The organism is Janthinobacterium leeuwenhoeki, assembly GCF_051380795.1.
GTDB lineage: Bacteria > Pseudomonadota > Gammaproteobacteria > Burkholderiales > Burkholderiaceae_D > Janthinobacterium.
The window spans coordinates 26,494-48,287 of the sequence record NZ_JBNYXT010000009.1 but is presented as its reverse complement, the minus strand read 5'-3'; the positions used below and the strand labels follow the sequence as shown (position 1 = coordinate 48,287).

The 21,794-nt window shown below is 62.2% G+C and carries 16 protein-coding genes; 10 read left to right on the top strand and 6 right to left on the bottom strand.

The genetic code is table 11. The annotated features are described in order from the left end of the window. The first annotated feature begins 295 nt into the window (after positions 1-295). Positions 296-2,359 carry a primosomal protein N' gene (locus ACQ4WS_RS10260; protein WP_436475905.1) on the top strand — a complete coding sequence of 688 codons (2,064 nt, stop codon included), beginning with the start codon at positions 296-298 and terminating at the stop codon, positions 2,357-2,359. A gap of 1 nt (position 2,360) precedes the next feature. On the opposite strand, the gene ACQ4WS_RS10255 is transcribed toward ACQ4WS_RS10260, so the two are convergent. Next, the gene (locus ACQ4WS_RS10255; protein ID WP_436475904.1) at positions 2,361-3,251 is read right to left on the bottom strand and encodes an ArgP/LysG family DNA-binding transcriptional regulator; all 891 of its coding nucleotides are present in this window, start codon (positions 3,249-3,251) and stop codon (positions 2,361-2,363) included. Between the two features lie 128 nt (positions 3,252-3,379). Between ACQ4WS_RS10255 and ACQ4WS_RS10250 the strand changes: the two genes are divergently transcribed. After that, entirely contained in the window at positions 3,380-4,828 is a 1,449-nt protein-coding gene (locus tag ACQ4WS_RS10250; protein WP_436475902.1) for a dihydrolipoyl dehydrogenase, read from the top strand. A 164-nt stretch (positions 4,829-4,992) separates the two neighbouring features. Then, the gene (locus tag ACQ4WS_RS10245) at positions 4,993-6,114 is read left to right on the top strand and encodes an HD-GYP domain-containing protein (protein ID WP_436475900.1); all 1,122 of its coding nucleotides are present in this window, start codon (positions 4,993-4,995) and stop codon (positions 6,112-6,114) included. A gap of 9 nt (positions 6,115-6,123) precedes the next feature. On the opposite strand, the gene ACQ4WS_RS10240 is transcribed toward ACQ4WS_RS10245, so the two are convergent. After that, positions 6,124-6,609 carry an SRPBCC family protein gene (locus tag ACQ4WS_RS10240; protein ID WP_436475899.1) on the bottom strand — a complete coding sequence of 162 codons (486 nt, stop codon included), beginning with the start codon at positions 6,607-6,609 and terminating at the stop codon, positions 6,124-6,126. Between the two features lie 209 nt (positions 6,610-6,818). Between ACQ4WS_RS10240 and ACQ4WS_RS10235 the strand changes: the two genes are divergently transcribed. After that, positions 6,819-8,879, top strand: a complete 2,061-nt coding sequence (locus ACQ4WS_RS10235; protein ID WP_436475897.1) for a UvrD-helicase domain-containing protein — start codon at positions 6,819-6,821, stop codon at positions 8,877-8,879. A 7-nt stretch (positions 8,880-8,886) separates the two neighbouring features. Here the strand turns inward: ACQ4WS_RS10235 and ACQ4WS_RS10230 are convergent, their stop codons facing one another. Both ACQ4WS_RS10230 and ACQ4WS_RS10225 read right to left on the bottom strand, forming a co-directional pair. After that, the gene (locus ACQ4WS_RS10230) at positions 8,887-9,243 is read right to left on the bottom strand and encodes an addiction module antidote protein (protein ID WP_436475896.1); all 357 of its coding nucleotides are present in this window, start codon (positions 9,241-9,243) and stop codon (positions 8,887-8,889) included. Continuing rightward, positions 9,240-9,620: a type II toxin-antitoxin system RelE/ParE family toxin gene (locus ACQ4WS_RS10225; protein ID WP_436475895.1), complete on the bottom strand. Its 381-nt coding sequence runs from the start codon at positions 9,618-9,620 to the stop codon at positions 9,240-9,242. Before ACQ4WS_RS10225 ends, ACQ4WS_RS10230 begins: the two co-directional genes overlap by 4 nt. A 160-nt stretch (positions 9,621-9,780) precedes the next feature. Here ACQ4WS_RS10225 and ACQ4WS_RS10220 point away from each other — a divergent pair, with 160 nt between their 5' ends. The 6 genes from ACQ4WS_RS10220 (at position 9,781) to ACQ4WS_RS10195 (ending at position 17,781) form a co-directional block, all read left to right on the top strand. Then, positions 9,781-9,999: a SlyX family protein gene (locus ACQ4WS_RS10220; protein ID WP_436475894.1), complete on the top strand. Its 219-nt coding sequence runs from the start codon at positions 9,781-9,783 to the stop codon at positions 9,997-9,999. A 154-nt stretch (positions 10,000-10,153) separates the two neighbouring features. Continuing rightward, positions 10,154-12,289, top strand: coding sequence for a M3 family metallopeptidase (locus ACQ4WS_RS10215; RefSeq protein WP_436475892.1), 2,136 nt, complete (start codon positions 10,154-10,156; stop codon positions 12,287-12,289). Between the two features lie 225 nt (positions 12,290-12,514). Next, the gene (locus ACQ4WS_RS10210) at positions 12,515-14,668 is read left to right on the top strand and encodes a M3 family metallopeptidase (RefSeq protein ID WP_436475891.1); all 2,154 of its coding nucleotides are present in this window, start codon (positions 12,515-12,517) and stop codon (positions 14,666-14,668) included. A 109-nt stretch (positions 14,669-14,777) separates the two neighbouring features. After that, a complete protein-coding gene (locus tag ACQ4WS_RS10205; RefSeq protein ID WP_071326083.1) occupies positions 14,778-14,990 on the top strand; it encodes a VF530 family protein in 213 nt (70 codons plus the stop codon). Between the two features lie 11 nt (positions 14,991-15,001). Then, positions 15,002-15,280, top strand: a complete 279-nt coding sequence (locus ACQ4WS_RS10200) for a DUF4404 family protein (RefSeq protein ID WP_436475890.1) — start codon at positions 15,002-15,004, stop codon at positions 15,278-15,280. 248 nt (positions 15,281-15,528) lie between these two features. Continuing rightward, entirely contained in the window at positions 15,529-17,781 is a 2,253-nt protein-coding gene (locus ACQ4WS_RS10195) for a YgiQ family radical SAM protein (protein WP_436476028.1), read from the top strand. 422 nt (positions 17,782-18,203) lie between these two features. Here ACQ4WS_RS10195 and ACQ4WS_RS10190 read toward each other — a convergent pair whose 3' ends face one another. Then, on the bottom strand, positions 18,204-20,072 hold the full coding sequence (locus ACQ4WS_RS10190) for an MFS transporter (RefSeq protein ID WP_436475889.1): 1,869 nt from the start codon (positions 20,070-20,072) through the stop codon (positions 18,204-18,206). A 9-nt stretch (positions 20,073-20,081) separates the two neighbouring features. Beyond that, entirely contained in the window at positions 20,082-21,740 is a 1,659-nt protein-coding gene (locus tag ACQ4WS_RS10185; RefSeq protein WP_436475887.1) for a beta-N-acetylhexosaminidase, read from the bottom strand. Between the last annotated feature and the right edge of the window lie 54 nt (positions 21,741-21,794).

Sequence of the window (21,794 nt, the reverse complement as noted above, 5' to 3'; positions counted from 1 at the left end):
ACTATAGGCTGCGTGTTCCCGCCGGTCATCCCACAAAGGTCACTTTCGGCTTGGTACAATCGACCCTTTTTTTTGCCGCCGCGCAGGACATTTGTACCAGGGGCCGCAGCCCCGCCGGCTTGGCAATAACACTGTTATTTTTAGTGACAATTCGGATAACTATTGTGCTGACCGGGCGCGACCGGTTAGGCGTTTGCCGGGCAGAGCTAGTATCATGGCCGGCTGGCGCATGCGCCGGTTCCGGACGCCACGCCGCGCGTTGTTCATGCCATTGATTGAGATAGGCTCCCCACCCATGCAGCAGTGCCTCACGACGCAGTGCATTTTGAAAATTGCGCTCGACACGCCCCTGAACGCCCTGTTCGACTACCGTTGGAACGCGGTGGCGGACGGGAGCGCGGACGCGGGCGCCGCTGCGCCGCTGCCGCAGGTGGGACAGCTGGCGCTGGTGCCGTTCGGCCGGCGCGAAGTGATGGGGCTGATCGTTGGTGTGTCCGACAGCACCGATGTGCCCGCCGCGAAGTTGAAGGATGTGCTGGCCGTGCGCAGCCAGCTGGCGCCCCTGTCGGAACAGTGGCTGGCGCTGGCCGCCTTTGCCGCAGATTACTACCAGCGCCCGCTGGGTGAAGTGGCGCTGCCGGGCTTGCCGAAGAACTTGCGCGTGCTCACTACCGTGGCGCTCGACCGGGCCATCAAGAAGCTGGCCAAGCTGGCCGATGCGCACGACGGCACGCCGCTGAACATGCCGGCGCTGAATGCCGCCCAGCAGGAAGCGGCAGATGCCATCGGCGGCGCCCGGGGTTTCAAGCCGACCCTGCTGTACGGCGTGACGGGCAGCGGCAAGACGGAAGTGTATCTGCAAGCCTGCGCCCAGGTGCTGGCACGCGACGAGGCGGCGCAAATCCTGATCCTGGTGCCGGAAATCAATTTGACGCCCCAGCTGGAAGGCAATATCCGCGCGCGCTTTCCTGGCGTCATGCTGGCCACCTTGCACAGCAGCCTGTCCGAGGGCGAGCGCATGCTGCACTGGCTGGCCGCGCACCAGGGCCAGGCACGCATCGTGCTCGGCACGCGATTGGCCATTCTTGCGTCCTTGCCGCAGCTCAAGTTGATCGTCATCGACGAAGAGCACGACCCGTCCTACAAGCAACAGGAAGGCTTGCGCTATTCGGCGCGCGACCTGGCCGTGTGGCGCGCCTGGCAATTGCAGATTCCCATCGTGCTCGGTTCGGCCACGCCCTCGCTGGAAAGCTGGCACCACGCGCAGACGGGGCGCTACCGCAAGCTGGAATTGCGCGAACGGGCCGTCAAGAATGCGGTGTTGCCGCGCGTCAAGATTTTGGACATGGAGCGCGACAAGCCGAAAGACGGCCTGACTTCGCATCTGGTGGCCGCCTTGAAACTGCGCATGGAGCGCGGGGAACAGTCGCTGCTGTTCCTGAACCGGCGCGGCTATTCGCCCGTGATCTGCTGCGAATCGTGCGGCTGGATCAGCAATTGCACGCGCTGCACCTCGTTCATGGTGCTGCACAAGCCGGAACACCGCTTGCGCTGCCACCATTGCAGCCTGGAATTGCGCATTCCCCGCCATTGCCCCACCTGTGGCAACGTCGACTTGCAGCCGCTGGGACGCGGCACGCAGCGGGTGGAAGAGGGCTTGCAGCAATTGTTTCCAGAGGCGCGTATTTTGCGCATCGATGCCGATTCCACGCGCAAGAAGGGTAGCGCGCAAGAAGCGTTCGATACCGTGCACCGGGGCGAAGTGGATATTCTGATCGGCACGCAGATGGTGGCCAAGGGCCACGATTTCAAAAAGCTGACGTTGGTCGGCATTTTGAACCCGGACACGGCCCTGTTTTCGCAGGATTACCGGGCCAGCGAACGGCTGTTTGCCCAGCTGATGCAGGTGGCGGGGCGGGCCGGGCGGGCCGCGCAGGCGGAAGGCGGCAGCGTCAGTGAGGTGCTGATCCAGACGCGCTATGCGCGCCATCCTCTGTACGACGCCGTCGTCAACCACGATTACGACCATTTCGCCACGACCTTGCTGGAAGAGCGGGCCCAGGCGGCGTTGCCGCCGTATCTGTTCCAGGCCCTGCTGCGCGCCGAGGCGCCCGAACTGGCTACGGCCATCGAGTTCCTGCAGGCGGCGAAAGAGTGCATGGCACACCCGCAGGTGACCATCAATGACCCGATTCCCATGAGCATGACGCGCGTCTACAACGTGGACCGCGCCCAGCTGCTGCTGGAATCGCCCTCGCGGCCCGCGCTGCAGGCGTTCTTGAAAGAATGGTTAAGTGAATTGCGCGCCATGAAGTCGCGCGTGAAATGGTCGCTGGAAGTGGACCCGCTGGATATTTAAATTACTGCAGGTAGTCGCGCGCCGACTTGACGATCTGCTCGGACAGCAGCTTGGTAAACGGCGTGTCCAAAGTCCACGCGTGCCAGCTCAGCGGCACGTCCAGGGTGCTGCCCGGCAGCAGATCCACGAGACGGTCTGTCGCCAGCGCTGGCGCGGCCAGGCGCTGCGGCATCAGGCCGTAGGCCAGGCCATCCTGGACGCAGCTGCGGCGCGCCGTTTCCACGGGTAAGGTGTGGTGCGGAAAGGGTTCACGCATGCTCAATTGTTCCGCGAGGAAACGCGCCAGCAAGCCGTGCTGGCCCACCACGGCCGGCGCCAGTTGCACCGCCTCGGCAATAAAACCATCGCCGAACCAGTGGCCCGCAAACACGGGCGTGGCCACGCAGACATAGCGCAAGGTGCCTAGCGGCGTGACGCTGGTGGCGGCCGCCGCGTCGATCGCTGTGCCGGACTCGGCCGCCACGCAGCCAAACACGGAGCCGTCGCGCACCATCTGCAGGGCGCTGTCGCTGTCGGCCAGACGCACGTCGAGCTGGCAGCGCGGCGGCGCCAGCAGGGCGTATAAAGTGTCGGGGAACCAGGTGGCCAGGCTGTCGGCATCGATGGCGATGGCGATTTCCGGCATGCTGACGCTGTTGCCCAGGTCGATGTCGAGCGATGCTTCCATCAGCTTGACGTTGCGGTGATGCACGATCAGGCGCTGGCCCAGGCCCGTCGGCACGGCTGGCTGGCCACGGATGATCAGAAGGCGCCCGCTGGCGTCTTCCAGCGCCTTGATGCGCTGCGAGACGGCCGACTGGGTGATGCCCAGCGCCAGGGCGGCCTTGTCGAAACTGCCATGGCTGGCCACGGCGTCCAGCACGGCCAGCGCGCGATAATCGAGTGATCCCATTAGCTCAGCTTATAAATTTTGAAAATGATTAGTTATACTAATACATATATTGCTGCAAAGTAAAACCTTATTTTCGCCAAACGGGTAGTATCGAACGCTGTGAGCAACCTCAGTGGATGGATAGCACGATGAAGACGATACAAGTGGATGTGGCCGTGATCGGCAGCGGTACGGCGGGTATGACGGCGCACAAGGCGGCGCGCATGCAGGGCAAGCGCGTGCTGATGATCGAAAGCGGACCGTACGGCACGACGTGCGCGAGGGTGGGCTGCATGCCCAGCAAGCTCTTGATCGCGGCCGCCGAGGCAGCTCATGCGGTAGCTAGCGCGCCGGCCTTTGGCGTGCATCCTGGCCCCGTACGCATCGATGGCCGGCAGGTGATGGCCAGGGTGCGCAGCGAGCGCGATCGTTTTGTAGGCTTCGTGCTCGACGGCGTCAACGCCATCCCCGAGGAAGAAAAACTGCGCGGCCATGCGCGTTTTATTTCCCCCGGAAAATTGCAGGTGGATGAGCATACGCTTGTCGAAGCCACCAGCGTGGTCATCGCCACCGGTTCCACGCCCATCGTGCCGCCCGAGTGGCAAGCGGCGGGCGACCGGGTCATCACCAGCGACGCCGTGTTCGAATGGACGGATTTGCCAAGCTCCGTGGCCGTGGTTGGCAGCGGCGTCATCGGCCTGGAGCTGGGCCAGGCGCTGGCCCGCCTGGGCGTGCGCGTGACCCTGTTTGCGCGCGGCAATAAAGTCGCGCAACTGACGGATCCGCTGGTGCTGCGCGAGGCCGATGCCGTGCTGGCGCGCGAACTCGATATCCGCTTCATGACCAAGGTCGCGCGCATGGCCAAAACGCCAGACGGCAGCGGCATCGCGCTCACCAGCAGCGATGCCGCCGGCGTGGAAAAAACCGAGCAGTTCGAATATGTGCTGGCCGCCATCGGCCGCGCGCCGAACGTGGACAAGATCGGCCTGGAGACGGCGCAAATCGAGCTCGACCGCCATGGCATTCCCCTGCATGACCCGCATACCATGCAGTGCGGCAAGAGCGCGATTTTCATCGCCGGGGATGCCGACAATGCCTTGCCGCTGCTGCCCGAGGCAGCCGACGAGGGCCGCATCGCGGGCGACAATGCGGCGCACTTTCCCAATGTGAAGCCGGGCTTGCGCCGCACGCCGTTGACGATTGCCTTCACGGAGCCGCAGATCGCCACCCTGGGCGCTACCTACCAGCAATTGTGCGTGAGCCACGCGGGCCGCTTCGCCGTCGGCGCCGTGTCGTTCGGCAACCAGGGCCGCAGCCGCGTGATGCTGCAAAACCAGGGCTTGCTGCGCGTGTATGCGGAATTCGGCAGCAAGCGCTTTCTCGGTGCCGAGCTGATCGGCCCAAGGGCGGAACACCTGGGCCACTTGCTGGCCTGGGCGTGCCAGGCGCAGTTGACGGTGCCGGCCATGCTCGACATGCCGTTTTACCACCCCGTCATCGAGGAAGGCGTGCGTACGGCCTTGCGCGAACTGGCGCTGCACCTGGAAAAAGACCCGGAACACGCGTCCGGCTGCGCCGACTGCACGCCCGGACCTTGAATGCAACTTTATGCTTTACATAATTTTGTAGACAAGCGCACATGATTGCGCGATCATCGCTGCCACATTGAAATATTGATTAAAAGCAAAAAACATTTCAATTGGTTCATGCCCACGAGCACCCGATGGTAAAAAGGGTGGCGGCTAGCGATGACGGAGACGATGTGAAAATTCGGCGCATTTATGCGGGAGAACTCGCCCTGGGCGTAGCGCTGCCCTGGGACGTGCACGGCGAAACGGGCGGCTTGCTGGCCAGGCTGGGCCATGTCATCAGCAGCGTGAACCAGATCGCATTGCTGCTGGCGCGCGGCGTCATCGCCGATGCCAGTGCGGACGTGCCGCGCACGGCCACGCAAGCGCCGTCGGCACTGCGCATGCTGAACCTTGTCACGGCTGGCCTTGCCCTCGTCTTGCCGGCCATTGCCGCCGGGCAGGCGGGCAGCCACGTGTCCCTCGCGCCGCTGGCGCAGCTGGTGGAAGAGGCGGTGGCACTGGACGCCGACGTGGCGCTGGCCTGCATCCTGCACAACCAGGGCGCGGGCGATTTTGCCGTGCGCCACAGCGTCGACACGGCCGTCATCACGGCCCTGCTGGCGCGCGCCCTGAAACTCGATGACGAGGTCGTGCGCAGCGTGCTGCTGGCCGCGCTGAGCATGAATGTGGGCATGCTGGAACGCCATGCGGATTTCCAGCACAAGGCGGGCCCGCTGGACGCAGATGAGCGCGCCTATTTGCGCGCCCATCCGCAAGCCGGTGTCGACTTGCTGCGCGCGGCCGGCGTCACGGACGCCGTCTGGCTGCAGGCCGTGCTGCAGCACCATGAAAATATCGATGGCAGCGGCTATCCGCTGGGCACGCAAGGCGCGGCGATCGGCATCGGCGCGCGCCTGATCATGCTGGCCGACCGCTATTGCGCGCGCGTGTCGAAGCGCAGCTATCGCCAGCCCTTGCTGCCGAACGTGGCCCTGCGCGACATGCTGATGGCCGACAAGGCCACCCTGGATGCGCCGCTGGCCTCCCTGCTGGTGCGCGAGCTGGGCATCTACCCCGTCGGCACCTTCGTCAGATTACTCAATGGAGAAATCGGCGTCGTCACGCGCAAGGGCTTGAACGCCACCACGCCCCATGTGCAGTCGCTGATCGGCCCCCGCGGCGCGCGCCTGGACGTGCCGCTGCGGCGCGATACGCGCGTGGACTTGCACGCCATCCGCGAAGTGCTCAGCGCGGAGCAGGCGGGTTTACAGTTTCGCCCGGATCAATTGTGGGGCCGCAGCGCAAGAGTTTAGCGCAGGTGATTAATTCAGCAGACCTGCATCCAGCCGTCCTTCGAGCGCCAGTTCGCGCATGATGCGCACCGTGTCGATGTCGGATTCCTTGTAGGCGGAGCGGCGGAAGTCGTCGTACAGGGCGTTGGCCGCATCGGTGGCCGCGTCGTGGCCGTCGTCGTACTGGAAGCGCACCCACAGGCTCGCTTCGTCGGGCATTTCGATGGTCATCACCAGCGAGGACGCGCTGATATCCTGTTGCGCCGGCACTTCGTAGCGCACCTGCAGTTGCGGCACCAGCACCACCCTGTCGTTGATGACCAGCTCGCCATAGCGCAGGCTGCGCGCGAAACCGGTATCGCTGCGCTCGCTGATCTGGCACTCGTCCAGGTGCGGCACGAACAGCTTGGGCGACTCGGCGCGCAAGACCAGGCCGCGCCAGACTTGCTCCAGGGTCAAGGTGTCGATCAGCGGGTTCAAAGGATCGTTGATTTCAATCAGGTGTTCAAATTTCATGGGACTGTCATTCGGTAAGTGGGCGCGCACGGGCGATATAGGCGGAATGGTACTCCAGCGCCGGCCTCGCCGCACGCATGGCATGGGCCAAGATGGCGGCACAGAGCGAGATATCAATGCCATTGCCTGTTTTTCAGGCATGGGCCGCCATGCAATTGGCCCACGCGACGCTGTTACAATGAGCTGCTGTTCCCTGCGGAAATACCCTGATGTCCAAAGCACCACAGTTCGGTCTGAATGCGCCCCAAAGCGAAGCGGTTACCTACCTCGACGGCCCCTGCCTGGTGCTGGCGGGCGCCGGTTCGGGCAAGACGCGCGTGATCACGCAAAAGATCGCCCACTTGATCGAAGACCGGGGCTATGATCCGCGCACCATCGCCGCGCTGACCTTCACCAACAAGGCGGCGCTGGAAATGCAGGAACGCATCGCCAAGCTGCTCAAGCAGCCACGCCAGGCCAAACAGTTGACGGTGTCGACCTTCCACTCGCTGGGCGTGAAAATCCTGCGCCAGGAAGCCAATGGCGTAGGGCTGAAAGACCGCTTTTCCATCATGGATAGCGACGACTGTTTTTCCCTCGTGCAAGACCTCGCCATTACCACCGATAAACAGGTGATACGTGGCATCCAGAACGCCATGTCGCTGTGGAAAAATGGTTTGATCGACCCGGACATGGCGCTGGCGCAAGCCAAGGATGAGGATGAAGCGAACGCGGCGCGCATCTACCGCAGCTATGTGGCAACGCTTTCCGCCTACCAGGCCGTCGATTTCGACGATCTGATCCGCCTGCCGGTGGAACTGTTCCGCAACAACGGCCCCGTGCGCGACAAATGGCAGCGCCGCCTGCGCTACCTGCTCGTCGACGAATACCAGGATACGAACACCTGCCAGTACGAACTGGTGAAACTGATGGTGACGGGCATCGGCAAGAAGCCGATGTTTACGGCCGTGGGCGACGACGACCAGGCCATTTATGCCTGGCGCGGCGCCACCGTGGAAAACCTGAAGACGCTGGAGACGGATTTCCCCGATTTGCGGGTGATCAAGCTGGAGCAGAATTACCGCTCCACCATGCGCGTGCTGAATGCGGCCAATGCCGTCATCGGTAACAACCCGAAACTGTTTGAAAAGTCGCTGTGGTCGGAACACGGCCTGGGCGAGCCGATCAAGGTGCTGGGCATGCAGACGGACGAGCAGGAGGCGGAACAAGTCGCCATCATGATCTCGGCCGACCATTTCGAGCGAAAAAATAAATTTTCCGATTACGCGATTTTGTACCGGGGCAACCACCAGGCGCGCATCATCGAGCAATGCTTGCGCAAGGAACGCATCCCGTACACGATTTCGGGCGGCCAGAGCTTCTTCGACAAGGCCGAAATCAAGGACATCATCAGCTACCTGCGCCTGCTGGCCAACGAAGACGACGACCCGGCCTTCATTCGCGCCGTGACGACGCCGCGCCGTGGCGTGGGGCAGTCGACCCTGGAAGTGCTGGGCGCGTTCTCGGGGCAGTGGCAGTGCTCGCTGTTCCAGGCCGTCTTCAAGGGCGGCATCGAGGCCAAGCTGACGGACCGCCAACTGGGGCCGCTGCGCGACTTCTGCAACTTCATCAACGACCTCGAATCGCGCGCCAGCCGCCCCGGTGCGGCCGGCAGCGGCGACAATGCGGCCGAAGTGCTGGATGACATGATGAAGGAAATCCACTACGAATCGTATCTGTACGATGCCTTCGAGGAACGGCAAGCGCAAAGCAAGTGGCAGAACGTGCTGGAATTCGTCAACTGGCTGAAGGAACGGGGCCGGGGCGGCAAGGACCGCGATGGCGAAGAAAAGAACGTGCTGGAACTGACGCAGATGGTGGCGCTGATGACCATGCTGGAAGGCAAGGACGAGGAACAGGACGCCGTGCGCATGTCGACCCTGCACGCGTCGAAAGGGCTGGAGTTTCCGCACGTGTTTCTGGTCGGCGTGGAAGAGGGGATTTTGCCGCACAAGGGCGACCCTGACGCGCCCGCTGAAACCATCGCCGCGCGCATCCAGGAAGAGCGCCGGCTGATGTATGTGGGCATCACGCGCGCCCAGCGCACCTTGCACGTCACCTGGTGCAAGAAGCGCAAGCGGGCAGGTGAGCAAGTCCATTGCGACCCGTCGCGCTTCATCAAGGAAATGCAACTCGATGTGGGCGACGCCGTGCCGACGGAGGCGGAAATTATTTCGCCGAAAGAACGGCTGGCGCGCATGAAGGCCTTGCTGGCCGCGCCGAAGGCTTAAGCGGCGTTCAGGCTTCCACGGCGCCGTCGGGCGTGGTTTTCGGCACGATGGCCAGCTGCATGCCCAGCGCATCGAGCATCTTTAAAATGGTTTCGAAGCGCGGCTTGCTGCCTTCGCGCAAGGCTTTATACGCGCCTTCGCGTGTGATGTCGGCCCTGGCCGCCACCTTGCCCATGCCGTAGGCGCGCACCACGTCGTTCATGGCGGACTGGAACAGTTCGGCATTGCCGGTGGCGACGATTTCGCTCATGTAGGCGGCCACGGCGGCCTTGCTGGTCAGGTGTTGCGTCGGGTCAAATTTGCTCAATCCCAGTGCGTCGAGGTCGTCCAGGTCGAAGGTGTCATGGTCGGGGTGTTGGTTCATTTCTTTCGTGCTCCTGTCGATGGGGCTGCTGCCGCTTTCCGGATGGCTGCCTGCCGGGCTTTCAAATCCCTGAGGATCGCTTGCGCCTGCCTGATGTCGCGTTGCTGGCTCGATTTGTTTCCACCCAACAGCAGCAAGATCAGTGTGCCCCGATTCGTTTCGTGAAAATACACGCGCCAGCCGGGCCCCGTCTGTAAAAAGCGCAGCTCGCAGACGCCTTCGCCTACCGGCCGCCAATCGCCCTTTTTTCCATGCTGCAAATGCTTGATGCGCGCATCGATGGCGGCGGCCGCCACGTCGTGCAGGGAGTCTTCCCAGCGGCGGTATTTGGCCGTCTTGCGCGTGTCGATCAACTCAGGCAAAGTGGATAGGTTCATTGTAATCGTTTGTTCTCATTCGTCAAGCCATTTGATTCAGCCATACGGAGAGAATAGGCAGAAATTGGCACCGCTTCGGAAAGAATGTCGCTTGTTTGTCCTGGCTCACGCCGCTGCGGCGGTAGAATGCCGCTTTCAGTCAGGAATCACCGAGAACACCATGGACAATGCAGAACAGATGGGATTACGTTTCGTCGATATCGAAATCAAGCTGGCGCAGCAGGAGGATCTGGTCGAGTCGCTGAACCAGATGGTGTACCAGCAGGGCAAGCGTATCGACCAGCTCGAAGCGATGCTGCACAAGCTGGGTGAGCATGTGCGCGACGGGGCGCAGCAGGCGAATGGCGGGCTGGTCAACGAACGTCCGCCGCATTACTAAATCGGCATCATGGCGCGGGGTACATGAAAACCATTCATTACCCGCCGACCCGCTAAGGTCAGTCGTTGCTGGTGACGCAAGTGTGTCAGGCTGTTATTATTTCAAGCTGGCCCGCGACACAATCGCGGTTCTCTTGCGCTCCTTGAAAGTAGACATGACCCGTCCAACAATGCTCGTCATCGCCGCCAGCCTGATGCTGGCGCCAGCCGCCGCCGCTTTTGCCGCCACCGCGGCCGCAGCGCTGCCTGCTTCGAACCCGTTTGCGCAGGCCAGCAGCCTGCCCTTCCACTATCCACCGTTCGACAAGGTGCAGGACGCCGACTACGCGCCCGCCTTTACGGCAGGCATGGCCGCCAACCTGGCAGAAATCAAGGCGATTGCGAATAACCCGAAAGCGGCCACCTTCGACAACACCATCGTGGCCATGGAGCGCTCGGGCCAGTTGCTGAGCCGCGTACGCACCGTGTTTTCCGTGATGTCCGGCTCCAACACGAATGAGACGATCCAGGGCCTGGAACGCGAGCTGGCGCCGAAAATGGCGGCCCACAGCGACGCGATCATGCTCAACGACAAATTGTTCAAGCGCATCGACACCCTCTACGCCAAGCGCGACAAGCTGGGCCTGGATGCCGAATCGAAGCGCTTGCTGGAACGCTATCACACGGACTTCGTGCGCGCCGGCGCCAAGCTGTCGGCGGCTGACAAGGAAAAGCTGCGCGCCTACAACGGCCAGCTGGCTGCCCTGTCGACCAAGTTCGCACAGAACGTGCTGAAGGAATTGAACGCTTCGGCCGTCGTCGTCGACACGCGCGAAGAACTCGACGGCCTGTCGCCAGCCGCCATCGAAGTGGCCGCGGGCCTGGCCAAGAAGCGTGGTCTGGATGGCAAATATGTGATCGCCCTCGTCAACACGACGGGCCAGGCGCCGCTGTCGCTGCTGACCAACCGCGCCTTGCGCGAACGCATCATGGCCGCCTCGCAAGCGCGCGGCAGCCATGGCGGCGAGTTCGACAATACTGCCGAAGTGCTGGAACTGGCGAAACTGCGCGCCGAACGTGCCGCGCTGATGGGCTACCCTAACTATGCCGCCTACTCGCTGGAAGACCAGACGGCGCACGACACCACCGCCGTGAACGCTTTGCTGGGCGAGCTGGCGAAGCCGGCCGTCGTCAATGCGCGGCGTGAAGCGGACGATATCCAGAAGGTCATCGATGCAGGAAAAGGCGGCTTCAAGGTGGGCGCTGCCGACTGGGCCTTCTATAGCGACAAGGTGCGCGCCGAACGCTACAACTTCGACGAGACGCAATTAAAACCGTACTTTGAAATGCACAGCGTGCTGACCAAGGGCGTGTTCTTTGCTGCAGGTAAATTGTACGGCCTCACCTTCAAGCAGCGTACCGACTTGCCCGTCTACACGTCCGACATGCTGGTGTACGACGTTTTCAATGAAGACGGCACGCAGCTGGCCATCTTCACGCTCGACCCTTACGCGCGCAGCAACAAGCGCGGCGGCGCCTGGGCGAATGCCTACGTGGGCCAGTCAAGCTTGCTGAACCGCAAGCCGGTGATTGCGAATAACCTCAACATTCCGAAGCCGGAAGCGGGCCAGCCGACCCTGATGACGTTTGACGAAGTCAACACCATGTTCCACGAATTCGGCCATGCGCTGCACGGCATGTTTTCGAACGTGAAATATCCGCGCTTCGCCGGCACCAGCGTGCCGCGCGACTTCGTCGAATACCCGTCGCAAGTCAATGAAATGTGGGCGCTGTGGCCGGAAGTGCTGCAAAACTACGCCAAGCACTACCAGACGGGCGCGGCCATTCCAGCCGAGTTGCTGGCGAAAGTGACGGCGGCCGACAATTTCAACCAGGGCTATAAAACCACGGAATACCTGGCGTCGGCCCTGCTGGACCAGCGCTGGCACCAGCTGACCCCGGCCCAGATCCCCACCGACGTGCTGGCGTTTGAAAAGACCGCCTTGACGGAAGCGGGCGTCGATTTCGCCCCGGCGCCGCCGCGCTACCGCACCACCTACTTCTCGCATGCGTTCGCGGGCGGCTATTCGGCCGGTTACTACGCGTACCTGTGGTCGGAAAAGCTCGATGCAGACACGGTCGAGTGGTTCAAGGAAAACGGCGGCCTGACGCGCAAGAACGGCGACTGGTTCCGCAGTAAGTTGCTGTCGCGCGGCGGCAGCGCCGATGCGCTCGACATTTACCGCAACTTCCGCGGCCGCGATGCGAAGATCGAACCGCTGCTGGAACGCCGTGGCCTGAACGGCAAGTAAGTCGTGTGATTCCGGCGTCAAAGCCGGGTCAATGAAGTGGCTGCCAAGCAATTGGCGGCCATTTTTATTTGGAGATTTCGATTGCAAACCGTGGTAAACCGCGCATTTGGCGTGCTGCACCGCAGGATCGCCCATGTTGGATGACGCCTGTGTGACAGACTGCTATGATCTGCCACTGGCCCGCGACGCGATCGCGGTTCTTCCCCGCGCTTCCTGAAAGATCTCATGATCCGTCCACAACTGCTCGTCATCGCCGCCAGCGTCATGCTGGCCCACGCCGCTCCGTCCGCCATGGCTGCCGCCACTGCAAAATCCGCGCCTGCCGCCGCCGTCAGCGCCCAGAACCCCCTGCTCAAAGTGAGCCCGCTGCCGTTTCAGATGCCGCAGTTCGGCCTGATCAAGGATGCGCACTACGCGCCGGCGTTTGCCGAAGGCATGAAACGCCAGTTGGCCGAAGTCAACGCCATTGCCAGCAACCGCCAGGCGCCCACATTTGAAAACACCATCGTGGCCCTCGAGCGCACGGGGCAGCTGCTGCACCGCGTGCAGAGCATCTTCAGCAACATGACCTCGACCAATACCAACGCCGTGCTGGAAGCGGTGGAAGTGGACGTGTCGCCGAAGCTGGCCGCGCATGGCGACGCGATCACCCTGAATCCGAAACTGTTTACCCGCATCGACACCCTGTACGCCAAGCGCGACAAGCTGGGCCTGGATGCCGAATCCTTGCGCCTCTTGGCCCGCTATCACACGGATTTCGTGCGCGCCGGCGCCAAGCTGTCCGATGCGGACAAGGAAAAATTGAAGGCCTACAACGCCGAGCAGGCAGGCCTGGAAACGGCTTTCGCGCAAAACGTGCTGAAGGAAACGAATGCCAGGAGCATCGTCGTCGACACGCGTGCCGAGCTGGCGGGCATGACGGACAGCGATATCGACACGGCCGCCGCTGCCGCCAAGGAGCGTGGCCTGACGGGCAAGTTCCTCATCGCCCTGGTGAACACCAGCGGCCAGCCACCGCTGGCCGTATTGACGGATCGCAAGACACGCCAGCGTTTGATGGATGCATCCTTGAACCGTGGCAGCCAGGGCGGCGAGTTCGACAACCGTGCCATCGTGCTGAAGCTGGCCAAACTGCGCGCCGAACGGGCTACCCTGCTCGGTTACGCCAATTATGCCGCGTACTCGCTGGAAGACCAGACGGCCAAGACCACCACGGCCGTCAACACCCTGCTGTCGGAACTGGCGAAACCGGCCGTCGCCAACGCGCGCCGCGAAGCGGCCGACCTGCAGCAAGTGGTCGATGCGGAAAAGGGCGGCTTCCAGGTGGCAGCGGCCGACTGGGCCATCTACACGGACAAGCTGCGCAAGCAACGTTTTAACTTTGATGAAAACGAGCTGAAACCGTACCTGGAATTGAACAGCGTGCTGAACAACGGCGTCTTCTTTGCCGCCAATAAACTGTATGGCATCAGCTTCAAGCAGCGTACTGATCTACCGGTGTACAACCCGGACGTGCGCGTGTATGACGTGCTGGACGCCAACGGCAAGCCGCTGGCCCTGTTTATCGCCGACTTCTATGCGCGCGGCAACAAGCATGGCGGTGCGTGGATGAATGAATACGTGTCGCAATCGTCGCTGATGGGCACGCATCCCGTCGTCGCCAACCAGTTGAACATTCCGAAGCCGCCCGCCGGCCAGCCGACCTTGCTGACGTTCGATGAAGTGACGACCATGTTCCATGAGTTCGGCCATGCGCTGCACGGCATGTTTTCGGACGTGAAGTACCCGCGCTTTGCCGGCACCAGCGTGCCGAGCGACTTCGTCGAGTACCCGTCGCAAGTCAATGAAATGTGGGCCGTCTGGCCGGAAGTGCTGCAAAACTATGCCAAGCACTACCAGAGCGGCGCGGCCATGCCGCAGGAATTGCTCGACAAGGTCACGGCGGCGAAGAAATTCAACCAGGGCTTCATGACCACGGAATACCTGTCGGCGGCCTTGCTGGACCAGCGCTGGCACCAGCTGGCGCCAAGCCAGATCCCGACCGACGTGCTGGCCTTTGAAGCGGCGTCGCTGAAAGACGCGGGCGTCGATTACGCGCCCGTGCCGCCACGCTACCGCACCAGCTATTTCTCGCACAGCTTTTCGGGCGGCTATTCGGCAGCCTACTACGCTTACCTGTGGTCGGAAAAGCTGGACGCGGAATCGGTCAACTGGTTCAAGGAAAACGGCGGCCTGACGCGCAAGAATGGCGACTGGTTCCGCAGCAAATTGCTGTCGCGCGGCGGCAGTGTCGATGCGCTGCAACTGTTCCGTGACTTCCGCGGCCGCGACGCCACCGTGGAACCTTTGCTGGAACGCCGCGGCTTGAACGCCAAGTAAGGCGTCCTCATCAGAAGCTTGCGTTGCGTTGATACGGCGCACGCAAGCTTTCTATGCTGGCGGCGTAGAATTGAGTAAGATGTAAACAAGAAGGCAGTCGAAAGAGTATATGAGTCAGCAAGATTTGAATGGCATTACCCTGGAAGGTATCGTGACGCGCCTGCACGCCCACTACGGTTGGGATGGCCTGGCCAAGCACATCGATATCAATTGCTTCATCAGCGATCCCAGCATCAAGTCGAGCCTGAAGTTTTTGCGCAAGACCCCGTGGGCCAGGAGCAAGGTGGAACAGCTGTACCTGGACACGCAATTTACTGACTGACAGGAAAAAACATGGATAGCAAACTCAAGGAATCGTTGCAACAGCTGCAATCGACCATCGCATCTGGCGATCCTGTGGATGAAGAAACGCATGGTTTGCTGCAAAAGCTCAATGGCGATATTCAGCAGTTGCTGGAAAAGCGCGCCGCGCAGGAGCAGGAAGAAGAGTCGACGACCTATGGCCTGGCCGAGCGCAGCCAGGAATTGTCGGCCAAATTCGCCGTCAAGCATCCGAAACTGGAGCCAGCGCTGCGGGAGTTGGGTGAGATTCTGGCTAACATGGGAATCTGATCGGGGTCCGTCGCTACGCGATTGCAATGCGCCCCACTGGGACGCATTGCCCCAACGGGTCTGCCCCATTCATCCCAAGTAATTGAAAAATAAACGTTTTTTGTACGAAAATCCAACAGTAAAAAGCAGGCCGTCAGGTTGGAAATGGCCAATTCCGGTACAATCCGTACCCTATGAGCTCCCCTACCAATTTATTTGCGACCGTTCCCAAGCGGTCTGCCCGCGCTGCTGTGGCGCCATTCCTGCCGATGTCGCGTGCCGAGATGGACGCGCTGGGCTGGGACCAGTGCGACGTCATCCTCGTCACGGGCGACGCCTACATCGACCATCCGAGTTTCGGCATGGCCTTAGTTGGCCGCCTGCTCGAAGCGCAAGGTTATCGCGTTGGCATCATCAGCCAGCCGGACTGGCTGTCGGCCGACGCGTTCCGCATCCTCGGCAAGCCGCGTTTGTACTACGGCATTACCGCCGGCAACATGGATTCCATGGTCAACCAGTACACGGCCGACCGCAAGATCCGCTCCGATGACGCCTACACGGCGAATGCCGAACCGAACAAGCGCCCGGACCGCGCCGTTACCGTGTACGCCCAGCGCGCGCGCGAAGCGTATCCCGACGTGCCGGTAGTCATCGGCAGCATCGAAGCGTCCCTGCGCCGCATCGCCCATTACGATTACTGGTCGGACAAGGTCCGCCGTTCCGTCCTGCCCGATTCCAAGGCTGATTTGTTGATTTTCGGCAATGCCGAGCGGGCGCTGGTCGACCTGACCCATCGCCTCGCTGCTGGCGAAGCGATCAAGGATATCCGTGACTTGCGCGGCACGGCCTTCATGGTGCCGTCCGGCTGGCTGCCCGGCGAGGACTGGGGCGTGCACAATTCCACCCGCGTCGATGTGCCCGGCAAGATCGATCCGCACTACAGCCCGTACGAGATGGTGCAGGAAGACAAGACCGCTTGCGCCACGGAAAATGCGTCGAAATCGGCCGAAGTCATCAAGCCGATCCGCATCATGAGCCGCGAAGAGCGCCTGGCCATGGCCAAGGAAAAGCACGACAAGACGGTCGTGCGCCTGCCCGCCTACGACGTTGTCAAGGATGACCCCGTCATGTATGCGCACGCCTCGCGCGTGTTCCACCTGGAATCGAATCCCGGCAATGCGCGCGCCATGGTGCAGGCGCACGGCGAACGCGACGTGTGGCTCAATCCGCCGCCGCTGCCGCTGGCCATGGATGAGATGGATGGCGTGTACGACATGAATTACGCGCGCGCACCGCACCCGAGCTATGGCAAGGCGCATATTCCCGCTTGGGAAATGATCCGCTTCTCCGTCAACATCATGCGCGGCTGCTTCGGCGGCTGCACCTTCTGTTCGATCACGGAGCACGAAGGACGCATCATCCAGAGCCGTTCGGAACCGTCGATCCTGCGTGAAATCGAGCATATCCGCGATAAAACCAAAGGCTTTACGGGCACCATTTCCGATATGGGTGGCCCGACGGCAAATATGTATCGCCTGGCCTGCAAGGAAAAAGAGATCGAAGTGTCGTGCCGGCGCCTGTCCTGCGTGTACCCGTCCATCTGCGTGAATTTGGGCACGGACCACAGCAAGCTGATCTCGCTGTACCGCAAGGCGCGCGCCATTCCGGGCATCAAGAAAGTCCTGATCAGCTCGGGCTTGCGCTACGACCTGGCCGTGCGTTCGCCCGAGTATGTCAAAGAGCTGGTGACGCACCACGTCGGCGGCTTGCTGAAGATCGCGCCCGAGCACACGGAAGAGGGCACCTTGTCGAAGATGATGAAGCCCGGCATCGGCGCGTATGACGAGTTCAAGGAAATGTTTGACCGTTTCTCGCTGGAAGCAGGCAAGAAGCAGTATTTGATTCCCTACTTTATCGCCGCCCATCCGGGCACGACGGACCTGGACATGCTGAATCTGGCCCTGTGGCTGAAGAAAAACAATTTCAAGCTGGACCAGGTGCAAACCTTCATGCCCACGCCGATGGCCATGGCGACGACCATGTACCACACGCGCAAGAATCCTTTGCGCAAGGTCACGGCAGACTCGGAAGGGGTGGAAACGGCGCGCAGCGGCAAGATCCGCCGCACGCACAAGGCTTTCCTGCGCTACCAGGACCCGGCCAACTGGCCGATCCTGCGCGAAGCGCTGGTCAACATGGGCCGTGGCGACTTGATCGGCAATGGCGACAAACACTTGATTCCTGCCTGGACGTCGTCGGAGTCGGGCGGCCTGGCCGCAGGCGAACGCAGCCGCCAGACGCATGGCGCCGGCACGCCGGACAAGTTCAAGGTCACGCCAGGCAAAAACCGCATCGCCCTGGGCGGCACGGCAGCGGCACCTAAAGCGGCAGCTGCCGAATCGAAGGTGCGGCCCTCGATCTTGTCGACCATCAAGACCCGTGCCAAGCCGGCCGCCGTGCCGCTGGGCCGTGCCAAGACACCGGCAAAGGGCGCTGCACCAGCAAGGGGCGTGCGCCGCTAATGCAAACCCTTAATCACATCAACAACTTCTCTATTTTTTAGATATGCGCCTTTGCAAGAACAGCATGGCAACCATGTTTGGTTAAGTTATCTACAATAAATTATTGTGATTTCTGACTTCCATAGCCGGCGCTGTGCAAGGTGGCCGTCGAGGCTTGCCCTCTGCTAGCAGTGCTCGCACTGCGTCGCAGCGGGCGCCTTGCATTGCATCCGGCTCTGTTCGTCATAACTTCACAATAATTTCCTGAGGATTACTTAACCTCGGCTCTTAGCGCGCTCTGAAAATGGGGGCTTACCTACGTCTAGATAATATTTATATAGACATGCGCGTAAACACATAAACCTATATCCCCCTATTTTGGCACCTCGATGCCGTTTGAAAGAGAGCGTCCATTCCATTAGAACCAGCTAGCGTGCTGACTCCTATTCGGGCCGCGCAAACAGGCGCTCGATTTCTTCCAGCGACTTGCCCTTGGTTTCGGGGAGGAAAAACGCGGAGGTCACAAAGTACAGCACCGTGCAGGCGGTCCAGAACAGGAACATCACGTGAAAGCCATAATTCCCGACGATAGGCAGGAAGGCGCCTGCGATCAGCGTTCCGGTCCCCTGGTTGATCAGCAACGCCACGCCCATGCCCACTGAACGTATCCGCGTGGGCATGAGCTCTGACAGCGCCAACCAGACGCACACTCCCGGACCGATCGAGAAGAACGCAATAAACCCGGCAATGCACAGCGCCGCCAACAGGCCGCTGGCACGGCTTGGTGTCGGTCCGACATAGGCGCGCAGAATCTGCAGGGGCGCCTGCCCTGCAGCCGCGTTGGCCACCTGCACATGCATGGCCACGTACACCTGCCGTGCCGCATTGAGAGCCTCGCGCGACGCCGGAGGCAGTGTTGCGATCAACTGCTGCGCCGGTTTCACCGCAGCGGCTGCAGCGCGCCCGCTCCATGCCAGCTGCGCCTGCTCGATCAACGCACGTTGCCCGGCCGGCAGCGCCCGTACCACGTCGGCGGCACGCTTTAACACCGCTTGCGAGGCCTCGGTCGGCGTGTAGGCCTCGGCCACCTGCTGATGGTCGCCATACTGATATAGAACGTTGAGCTGCACAGCCCCTTGGCCGGCCCAGCTGGCATCCGCCAGATTGAAGTCGAGACGGTTGTCCTTGACCAGCGCCGCCACCTCCGCGCGCACGTCGACGCGCTGCGATTCAAAGCGGTGGAACAACAAGGCCAGCAGACACAGCGAGACGATAATGCCGCCAGTGCCCAGCTTCAGCAGGAACACCCTGCCCTTGCGCTCGACCAGCACGATTGCCACCACTGTCATTACCGAATTGAGGATCTTGATGACCGTACCGTAGCCGGCCGCCGCCACCGGGTCCAGGCCGGCCTTCTGCAAAATGGTGGACATGAACTGCAACACCGAGTTGATGCCGGTCGCCTGGTTGCAACCGAGGATGATGCAGGCGAGGATAAACGGCAGAACATAACGGCGCTCGGTCAGCATCTCAAGTAGCGCCGCCACCGGCGACGACCTTGGCCGCTCCTGCTCCACCGCCAGCGCGTCGACGATCTCTTTGAACTCGCTCTCGGCGGCGGCCGGCGGCAACAGGCGCGCCAAAGCGGCGCGCGCCTTTTCCGGCCTCGCTTGACGTATCAGCCAGCGCGGCGATTCAGACACTAGGCAGCAGCCCACGAAAAACAGCGCTCCCGGATACATCACGGTCAGGAACATGCTGCGCCAGGCGTGATCGGCCGCGGCCACGATGCGCTGCTGATCTTCGCCAGCGGCCTGTATTTCCAGTTCCGCGTTGCCCAGGTAGTGGTTGCCGACAAAGGCGGCCAGCACGATGCCTGCGGTCAGCATGAACTGGAACAGTGCCACCCCGCGTCCGCGCTGCGCGGCGGGCAGGCACTCGGCCAGGTAAAGCGGCACCACCACCGCGATCACGCCGCCGCTCATGCCCTGTAACAGACGGCCCAGCATCAGCGGCATGAAGGATTGCGACAGATAAATCACCGCCACGCTGCCGACGAACATCAGCGCACTCACCACCATCATCGGCTTGCGGCCCAGCCAGTCGGCCAGCGCGCCGGCCAGCACCGATCCCAGAATGGACCCGGCCAATACCGCCGCCACCACCAGCGACAACTGGCTTTCCGACAGACTGGTCGAGCGGTTCAGGTAAGGCAGCGCCGGATCGATGATGCCGATGTCTATCCCGTACAGCAAGCCGGCCAGGCCGCTGACCACGGCCAGGAACACCTGGTAATTTTTTTGCGTAGTCATGATTCCCTTTCAACGCGGCCAATGCGGGCCGTCGGCAGTGCGGTAATTGACGTCTTGCGCCTCCAGGCGCTGCAACGAGGATGGCAGGCGCTGTTGGAAGTTGGCGTAATCCTTGAGTGGCTTCGGCGTCCACAACACTTCCGCCATCGCCAGCAGGCGTGGCCAGGCCATGTATTCGACCTCGCGCGGACCTTGCATGTATTCGGTCCACAACTGCGCCTGGCTGCCCAGCACGTGCCTGGCCAGTTCGGGCGGCATGGAGGCGGGAAGCGGCTCGTAGGCGTACACATGGTCCAGGGTATTGACCACGCGTGCACCGAGTGGTTCGCGATAGCCCGGCGTGTCGGCCGGCAGCTGGGCGTAGTCCAGATAGGTGTCGCGTTCGGGCGCCATCACCACGTCGTACCCGGCCTTGGCGGCGTTCAGCCCCCCCTCTTCGCCGCGCCAGCTCATCACGGTGGCGCCGGATACCAGGCCGCCTTCCAGGATCTCTTCCCAGCCGATCAGACGGCGGCCTTTTTGCGCCAGATAGGTGCCCATCTGGCCGATGAACCAGCTTTGCAGTTGATGCAGCGCGGGGTGCTCGGCCGGCTTGCCTTGTCCATCCTTGTAGTTCTGGATGTCTTCCAGCGTGGTGGACGCCGGCACCAGCTTCAGCGCCTTCATGCGCGCCAGTGCCGCCGGTGCATGCGCCCATTCGGTTTTCGGGCACTCGTCGCCGCCGACGTGGATGTACTGGCCCGGGAACAGCGTCAGCACCTCGTCCATCACTTGCTGCAGGAAGCGCACCGTGTGCTCCTCGGGGCTGAACACCTGCGTGATCACGCCCCACTCGCGGCCCACGGGCAGCTTCTTGTCGGGGCGATTGCCCAATTCGGGATAGGCGGCGATGGCGGCCAGCGCATGGCCCGGCATCTCGATCTCCGGCACCACCGTGATATGGCGTGCGGCGGCATACGCCACCACTTCGCGGACATCCTCCTGCGTGTAGTAGCCGCCATGCGGCTGGCCGTCGTAACGCAGACCGGGCGGATCGCCGGGACGTGGCGTCAGCTGGGTCTCGCTGCGCCAGGCGCCCACTTGCGTCAGTAGCGGGAAGCGCTTGATCTCGATGCGCCAGCCCTGGTCGTCGGTCAGGTGCCAGTGGAACACGTTCATCTTGTTCTGCGCCAGCAGTTCGATGTGCTTGAGCACAAAGCTCTTCGGCATGAAGTGGCGCGCCGTATCCAGATGGCTGCCGCGCCAGCCAAAGCGCGGCTGGTCTTCGATGCTGACGGCAGGCAGCTGCCAACCGCGCCGCAGCGGCGCCTTGCGATAGATATCGGCCGGCAGCATCTGGCGCAGCGTCTGCACGCCGTAGAACAGGCCTGCCGGCTCGGCGGCGGTAATGTTCACGCCGCCCGCGTCGCTGACCAGTCGATAGCCTTCCTTGCCCAGCGAGCGCAGACTCGCGTCCAGCTTGAGGCGGATGGCGTTGGTGCCATCACGCCTGTCCACGGGTAGCGCGAAGCCGGTGGCCTGGCGCAGGTAATCCCGCAGCATCTGCGCCTCGGCCTGGGCCCCCTCATCGGCAACGATGCGGGTGCCGGCTGTCAGCGCGAACTCGCCCGCATTGCGCTGCAGGTGCGCCGGCAGCGGCACAATCTGCTGGGCCTGTGCAGCCCCCATCGACCCCACCATACATGTCACAAAAAATAGTAAACGCATACTCACCTCAAACGT